Origin of the sequence: Bradyrhizobium sp. (assembly GCF_049512235.1) — a bacterium.
Lineage (GTDB): Bacteria > Pseudomonadota > Alphaproteobacteria > Rhizobiales > Xanthobacteraceae > Bradyrhizobium.
In genome coordinates this window covers 1-6,589 of sequence record NZ_JBEKXH010000357.1, presented here as the reverse complement: position 1 = coordinate 6,589, position 6,589 = coordinate 1, and the positions used below count along the sequence as shown (strand labels likewise).

Sequence of the window (6,589 nt, the reverse complement as noted above, 5' to 3'; positions counted from 1 at the left end):
TCCTCGCCGGTTCGGCGCAGACTATCCAGAAAAATGGTTCGGCCGTCTGTCTGAAACCGGCGTGTTGAAAACGGCCGGTCGTCTTTGGCACACTCGCGGGCATATTCGAGACAGTTGCGCACTGCGACGAGTGTCAACCCGCTATCGAGAAAGCTTTTGATGACTCGGAGCTCGATAAGGTCGCGGAATCCAAGTTCGATGTGATGCTCATACACCGGAAGCTGCGGCTCCCACAGCGGCGGCATCTCCACGGTTTTGTCGCCATGGGTGTAGGTGTACCCCCCGAGCCAGCGCCGAATGCTCAACGGCCGGATTTTCAACAGCCGTGCAGCCTCGGGGACGGTGTAAAAACCAATTCCGAGCTGTTGGGCATCTTTTCGCAGGGCGGTTTGGAGCATGGCGGTACATTAACGCCAAAGTTGGCGATTAGGCTATACGATAGCTCAATTCGGGCCCAAGGGCCGTCTTTTTTCCTTCGATTGAATTGACGTCGGTCTTCAATGCCGACATAGCCGGTCTGGTGGTGGAAGTCACCGATGACAAGAGCCTGGAAAAGGACGTGCGCAAGAAGCTGCAGGTTGAACATGCGGCAGCAAACTCCGCGCGGGCCAAGCTCATCAAGCTCGCCGACAAGACGTCGAATCTGCGATCCCTGGTAAAAAGCCCGCCGCACGATTGGAATCTGCAACGACGGCGAGAGTATCTTGATTGGGCCCTGGCCGTTGCAACGGGGTTGCGTGGGACCAACGCATGGCTCGAAGCGCAATTTGATGAAGCTGCAGGACAACTTGCGGCATCCTGTGCCGCAGGTCCCCGTCCGTAAAACATGGCGGCTTGGTCGCCTGGGCTTTCGCAGGAGCAATGTTGGCGCCAATCTGTGGGCGAGCGGGTGGATCTCGGTCCCATCGCAGAACGGATGGAAACCTGAGGCGAGAGATTCTATGCTGGCAGGATCCACGTCAGCGAACTCGCTGACATCGATCGTCGCGTTTGGCCGGCCGGCGCGCCCGCAGGTCCTGTTTCCGCTTTAAGGAACGTTCCATGGATGCTTCCATCATTTCCGCGCTGGCGGCTTTAACGGGTACCGCGGTCGGCGGGATGACAAACGTCATGGCGAACTGGCTCACCCAGCGGCTCCAGCTTCGCGCCCAGTGGCTCGCCCACGAGAAGAACCGCCGCCAGATCCTCTACAGGGATTTCATCGAGGAAGCCTCAAGGTGCTATATCGATGCGCTCCAGCACGACGAGGCCGATGTTCCAAGCCTGGTCGGCCTCTATGCGAAGCTTGGCAGGATGCGGGTCTTATCGTCCGAGCCGGTGGTGGACCGCGCTGAACATATTGCCCGAACCATCCTGGATACGTATCTTGAGCCGGACAAGACCTTCGTCGAGCTGCGCGAGATGGCCAAGGACGGAACCATCGACCTGCTGCGCGATTTCAGCACGGCATGCCGCGCAGAATTCGACGAATTGCGCCAGCGGTTTTGAAGCCGGATCACCCCAACGTCGCCAGCAAGCGCGCGGCGGCTTGCAGATCTGCCGTATCCGAACCCTCTGCGAACTGCTCGAGTACCGGCTGCAGAAGCGCCCGGCCGCTTTCGGATCGTCCCTGACTGGCGAAGAGAGCGGCGAGGTCGGTCGCGGTGCGCAACTCAAAGGCGCGCGCGCCCTGGCTGCGGCCGAGTTCAAGCGACCGGATCAAGCATGCTTCCGCCGTCCCGGCGTCGGGCCGCGGCATTGACAGCAAGAGCCCTCCCTTCAAGCGCAGCAGCTCCGGCATGTAGGTGGCAGCGCCGTTCGTCTCCACCCGTCGGATGGTCTCGTCGACCAGCGCGAGGGCCTCGGCGGGCTGTCCGATCGCTGCAAGTCCCTGAACCAGCGACAGGTTGAATTCCGTGGTGAGCAGTTCGTAATGCACCGCGTGGATTTTCTGCAGAGCGGCCCGCAGGCCCTCTACCCCGTGATTTACCTCGCCCCGGAGGATCGCGAGCTCCCCCTTGCGGGCTTGTCCGACCGCAATAAGCGGCCCAAGGGAATGCGACCTGGAAAGAGCGATCGACGCGTCGATGTGTTCTTCGGCGCTTGAGAAATCGCCGGTCCAGAGAAATACCGATGCGGCCAGAACCAGGACGACAGCAAGCGATGTCGGATTGTCCAAGCGTTTGGCATCCCGGACGGTCTGCTGCGCGCGTGCCACGGCCTGCGCGGGATGGCCTTGCAACCACAGCGTCCGTGCCAGATGGATGGCGGCCCGGTAGTGCCGATCATAGCCAAGATAGACCGTGCCGGTGCGCTGCGACAGCGGCCAGTGCCGCAGCAAAGCCTCAAGCTCGGTGCGGGCGCCGCTGAGGTCGCCCATATAGTGCAGTGTTCTGCCCAAGATCGAATGCGCCAATGCGGTAGCGGCCGGACTCTCGATGGTCGCGGCATCGGCGCGGCAACGCGTTGCGTATTGCAGGGCGGTCATGAAATCGCCGCTGCGGAAGTGGAACATGTGCAGCATGCCCAGAAGCCCGACCTGGTTGAGGACGTCGCCGAGTTCTTCGGCAATGACGAGGCTTCGGTTCAGCGCGATACGCGCCGCATCGCTTTGTCCGTGCATGTGTTCCGACGCGATACCCAGGCAAGCCTGAAGATGCATCTCTTCCGATCCACCGCGGATCCCATCGGATCCGCTGCGGATCCCATTGGATCCGCCGCGGGTGGCATCGTCGAGCGCGAGCATTGCCCGCTCCGACCAGCGATGACATTCGGGGAGCAGAGACATCGTCAAAAACACCGGCACCGCGGCGGCGGCCAGTCCAACGCCGATCCCGGCATTGCCGCTCGGACCAAAGCACCATTCGAGCGCCGCGCGGACATTGTTGAGGCCGGCAAAGTGCGGTGCCCGTTCCACGCCGGTCGACAGGGTCGACCATTCGGTCGCGGCCTGGTCCAGCCATCGCCGGTAGTAGGTGGCGTGGCGCACGGCCAGGTCAGCGAGATCGCTGTCGCCGATGCGGATTTCGAGGGCGTAAGCGCGGGTCGTGTCCAGAAGCCGGTATCGCATCATGGCCCCGATGGCACGGGTTGCGACCATCGACTTGGCAACGAGGCTGTCGATGGCGCCGAACACAACGGCTTGATCCAGCGTCGCGCTGGTCACGACGGCCAGCGCCGCATCGAGGGTAAAATGTCCAACGAATATGGCGAGCCGGCGCAGCACCAGGCGTTCCGTTTCCGAAAGCAGCCCGTAGCTCCAATCCAGCGTGGCCTGCAGGGTCTTTTGACGCGGCGGCGCGGTGCGCGGCCCCACCCAGAACAGCGTCAGTCGATGATCGAGAAGGGCGGCGGTCTGGTACAGGCCATAGGCCTCGACCCGTCTTGCGGCCAACTCGATCGCCAGCGCCACGCCGTCAAGCTTGCGGCAGATGCCGACCACGATGGCAGCTTCCGCGTCATCGAACTCGAACTGCGCGCCACTTGCCACCGCGCGTTCGACGAACAGCTTTGGCGCGGCGAACGTCTGCGCCATCTCGGCCGTGATCCCGGCATCGTCAGGTGGACAGGCCAGCGGGTCCAATCTGTAGACGTGCTCGCCCTCGACCTGGAGGGCCTCGCGACTTGTCGAAAGGATGTGGACCTCAGGCGCGGTCACGAAGATGGTTGACGCCAGCGCGGCCACCGCTTCGATCAGATGCTCGCAGGTATCGAGGATCAAGAGAATTCGCCGGTCGCGCAGATAGGCGACCAGGCCCGGCGTCGCATCATCGGATTGAACTGACAGCCCCAGCATGGATGCCAATGCCGTGGCCACCAGGACGGGATCGCTCAGCATGCTGAGATCGACGAACAGCACGCCGCCCGCGAAGGCCTCGATCAGGTGATGCCCGACCGCGACCGCAACCGTGGTCTTGCCGACGCCACCTGAACCGACGATGGTGACAAAGCGCGTTGCGTTCAGCCGAGCCGACAGCTTGAGAACGTCATTCTCGCGCCCGACCATTCCGATCAGGCGGGCGGGCAGGTTGCCGTGCGGAAAACTGGCGGCCGCAGCAAGCAATCGGCCATGGTCGTCGGACCGCGAAACCGGGGCCACGAAGCAGTAGCCTCTCCCGGTCAGGGTCGTGATGTACCGCGCGCCGTCCTTGCCATCGCCCAGCGCCTTGCGCAAATTGGCGATGTGAAACCGCAGACTGCCTTCTTCCACCGTTACGTCGGGCCAGACCCGGGCCAATAGATCGTTTTTGCTGACGACCTCGTTGGGACGCGACAACAGGGCCAGCAAAATCTCGAGCGCCCGTGCGCTCAATTCCACCGGCGCACCGTCTTTTGTGAGAAGCCTTTCGCCCGCGACCAGGCTGAAGGGACCGAACGAAATGACCGCTTTGGTCTGCGCCGCCGGTGTCATCATGGCGTCGTCTTTTGTGACCGCCTCGCCCCATCCGGTTAGTGTTTTACGCCAAGGCTCGGCCCCGCGCGAGAGCCAAAAGTTCCGATCTGCTCAAAAATCCGTCAGCGCTGGCAATCGCTAACAGCGCCTAACAACGCATAACTGGCAATTTCCCGGCGTCTGCTCCAACCTGGACACCCGGCGAGGGTATTTTGCCGGGTCGAGGCACTGGTCTCCGCGAGGTGTGGGCGCTGCCTTGGAACGGGCCGCAACGGCATTTCCAGATCGCCGGCAAAAAGGAGACGGACGATGTGTGGCAAAGAGACCGCTGAAGCCATCAACCGGAATCGCCACCGGCTTTTGAGCACCGTCGCGATGGGCCTCGCGAATGGATAGGTGCTGAACCTCGCGTCGCTGCGGCTAGGCGCACTTTTACCCAAGCCATCGAACCATGGAGCCTCGAGATGTCAGAACAAATCAATCACGACCGCCGTCGCTTTTTTGGCACCGCAGCTACGGCCTTTGCTGCCGCTCAGCTTGCCGTGATCGGTTCTGCGGATGCCCAACCCGGCAAGTCAAAAGCGGCGGAGCTGCCCAGGATCAAGGCGGGGACGCACACCACGTTCGCTTCGCTCAAGCAGATCGACGCCGGCGTCCTGAATGTCGGCTACGCCGAGGCAGGGCCTGCCGATGGACCCGCGGTCATCCTGCTGCACGGTTGGCCCTACGACATTCATAGCTATGTCGATGTCGCGCCTTTGCTGGCGTCGGCGGGCTACCGGGTGATCGTCCCGTATCTGCGCGGCTATGGTACGACGCGCTTTCTTTCAGGTGAAACGGTCCGGAACGGCCAGCAATCGGCGGTCGCCGTCGATACCATCGCCCTGATGGATGCGCTCAAGATCGAGAAGGCGACGCTGGCCGGCTACGATTGGGGAGGGCGGACGGCCGACATCGTCGCGGCATTGTGGCCGGAACGGTGCAAGGCCCTGGTCTCCGTCAGCGGCTATCTGATCGGCAGTCAGGAGAGCGGCAAGATCCCGCTGCCGCCGAAGGCCGAGCTGCAATGGTGGTATCAATATTACTTCGCCACGGAACGCGGCCGGGAAGGCTACGACAAATACCGGCACGATTTTGCGAAACTCATCTGGCAGATCGCTTCGCCGAAATGGGACTTCGATGATGCCACGTTCGATCGAAGCGCCGCCGCGTTCGACAATCCGGACCACGTCGCCATCGTGATCCACAATTACCGCTGGCGGCTCGGCCTCGCCGAGGGCGAACAGAAATACGACGATCTGGAAAAGCGGCTTGCCGCGGGCCCTGTCATCGCCGTGCCCACCATCACCATGGAAGGCGATGCCAACGGCGCGCCGCATCCGGAGCCCGCTGCCTACGCCAAGATGTTCTCGGGCAAATATTCGCACCGAACCGTCAAGGGCGGCGTCGGGCACAATCTGCCCCAGGAAGCGCCGCAGGCCTTTGCCGCCGCCGTCATCGGCGTTGCCGAGAGTTGATCGATGGCGGCTCGCGCAAGGACAAACACAAGCAACAGGAGAGCACATGACCCAACTCGAGAGAGAGCGCGCGATGCCGCAAGGTGGAAAAGTCGTGTACACGGCCAAGACCCACACCATAGGTGGGCGGGAAAACGGCGCGTCCCGCAGCTCCGATGGTCGCCTGGACGTCAAGCTTTCAGTCCCGGGCGCGGTGCGGATCGGCACCAATCCGGAGCAGCTGTTTGCGGCCGGTTGGTCGGCATGTTTCGAAAGCGCGATTGGGCTCGCCGCCCGCAAAAGGAAGATCGCCTTGCCGGCTGACCTCGCCATCGACGCCGAAGTGGACCTGCATCTGGCGGACAGCGGCTACTTTCTCAGCACCCGCCTCAACATCAGCCTGCCCGGTGTTGCGCGCGAGGTGGCCCAGTCCCTGGTGGATGAAGCGGACCAACTTTGTCCCTACTCGAAGGCCACGCGCGGCAACATCGACGTCGCGATCAATCTGGTCTGAGCCGACCCAGCCCTTTATTGTGACGTGAACGGAGAAATTGCGGAGGATTCGACATGCGATCCGACCTCGTCCCAGGGACCATATTCCCGGACTACGAGCTTTCCGACCATACCGCGAAACATCGGAAGCTCTCCGAGCTGCAAGGGCCGCATCCCCTGGTGCTCGTCCTCAGCCGCGGCGGTTTCTGCCCGAAGGACCGCCGGGCGG

Annotated in this window: 6 protein-coding genes and 1 pseudogene; 5 read left to right on the top strand and 2 right to left on the bottom strand. The window is 62.6% G+C overall.

Annotated elements, in window-relative coordinates:
* Window positions 1-398, bottom strand: a 398-nt coding sequence (locus ABSG20_RS26115; RefSeq protein ID WP_490338339.1) for a MerR family transcriptional regulator, incomplete at its 3' end; no start/stop codon positions are given.
* 86 nt (window positions 399-484) lie between these two features.
* Between ABSG20_RS26115 and ABSG20_RS26110 the strand changes: the two genes are divergently transcribed.
* Together ABSG20_RS26110 and ABSG20_RS26105 are read left to right on the top strand one after the other, a co-directional pair.
* Window positions 485-823, top strand: a complete 339-nt coding sequence (locus tag ABSG20_RS26110) for an HD domain-containing protein (RefSeq protein WP_423867374.1) — start codon at window positions 485-487, stop codon at window positions 821-823.
* 167 nt (window positions 824-990) lie between these two features.
* Window positions 991-1,488, top strand: a complete 498-nt coding sequence (locus ABSG20_RS26105) for a hypothetical protein (RefSeq protein ID WP_423867373.1) — start codon at window positions 991-993, stop codon at window positions 1,486-1,488.
* Between the two features lie 7 nt (window positions 1,489-1,495).
* Here ABSG20_RS26105 and ABSG20_RS26100 read toward each other — a convergent pair whose 3' ends face one another.
* Window positions 1,496-4,393 (bottom strand): ATP-binding protein, encoded by a 2,898-nt coding sequence (locus tag ABSG20_RS26100; protein ID WP_423867372.1) that lies wholly within the window; start codon window positions 4,391-4,393, stop codon window positions 1,496-1,498.
* Window positions 4,394-4,836: 443 nt separating this feature from the next.
* Between ABSG20_RS26100 and ABSG20_RS26095 the strand changes: the two genes are divergently transcribed.
* The 3 genes and pseudogenes from ABSG20_RS26095 to ABSG20_RS26085 form a co-directional block, all read left to right on the top strand.
* Window positions 4,837-5,889 (top strand): alpha/beta fold hydrolase, encoded by a 1,053-nt coding sequence (locus tag ABSG20_RS26095; protein WP_423867371.1) that lies wholly within the window; start codon window positions 4,837-4,839, stop codon window positions 5,887-5,889.
* A gap of 73 nt (window positions 5,890-5,962) precedes the next feature.
* Window positions 5,963-6,382, top strand: a complete 420-nt coding sequence (locus ABSG20_RS26090) for an organic hydroperoxide resistance protein (RefSeq protein WP_423867375.1) — start codon at window positions 5,963-5,965, stop codon at window positions 6,380-6,382.
* Between the two features lie 53 nt (window positions 6,383-6,435).
* A pseudogene (locus tag ABSG20_RS26085) lies at window positions 6,436-6,589 on the top strand (AhpC/TSA family protein); the annotation flags it as partial.

What these genes read in the sequence shown, in the direction of transcription:
- ABSG20_RS26090 (WP_423867375.1), top strand. Translation starts at nt 5,963, where the DNA reads ATGCCGCAAGGTGGAAAAGTCGTGTACACGGCCAAGACCCACACCATA.
- ABSG20_RS26100 (WP_423867372.1), bottom strand. Translation starts at nt 4,393, where the DNA reads ATGATGACACCGGCGGCGCAGACCAAAGCGGTCATTTCGTTCGGTCCC.
- ABSG20_RS26095 (WP_423867371.1), top strand. Translation starts at nt 4,837, where the DNA reads ATGTCAGAACAAATCAATCACGACCGCCGTCGCTTTTTTGGCACCGCA.